Origin of the sequence: Aeromonas sp. QDB18 (assembly GCF_027705325.1) — a bacterium.
In the GTDB taxonomy this organism is placed as follows: domain Bacteria; phylum Pseudomonadota; class Gammaproteobacteria; order Enterobacterales; family Aeromonadaceae; genus Aeromonas; species Aeromonas caviae.
Genome location: NZ_JAPDBQ010000367.1, coordinates 1 through 525 on the forward strand (window position 1 = coordinate 1; position 525 = coordinate 525).

Sequence of the window (525 nt, forward strand, 5' to 3'; positions counted from 1 at the left end):
CTTGCCTTTCTCGATGAGACGATGCAAACGTTCGCCGTAGCGCTGAATCAAGGTTTGCACCATGCGCTTGGCCGGTGTCGATTCGGCACGCTGAAGCTCACCAAACATCATTCTTGGCACGCCTGGGTGCTCAGCTACGAATTCGATATGACTCATGAACATCGCCTCCATGGCTGCCAAGGGCGACTCGATTCCTTGTGCAGATCGATCGATTCTGGCTAATAGGCGCTCTGCTACCCACTCCATGACCGCCTGCCAAATGGCTTCCTTGTTCGGGAAGTGCCGAAACAGCGCACCCTGGGTCAAGTTCATGTGTTTAGCGATAGCCGCAGTGGTTATCTCGCTTGGGTTTTGTGAACTGGCAAGCGCCACGACGGACTCGACAGTTACGGCACGACGTTCATCGGCCGGCAGATGCTTTGGATGGGTGTCCACGAGCACCCCTGTAAGATAGTAATTAATTACTGTCTTGCCACAAGAGGCAACTCAAACAAGAGAAAACCCGACGTACTCGTCAATATCTAG

At 53.1% G+C, this 525-nt stretch carries 1 protein-coding gene; it reads right to left on the reverse strand.

Annotation, left to right across the window (positions count from 1 at the left end; genetic code table 11):
- A partial coding sequence (locus OKC30_RS21380) for a TetR/AcrR family transcriptional regulator (protein ID WP_270809851.1) occupies positions 1-435 on the reverse strand: 435 nt, incomplete at its 3' end.
- Positions 436-525 lie beyond the last annotated feature (90 nt).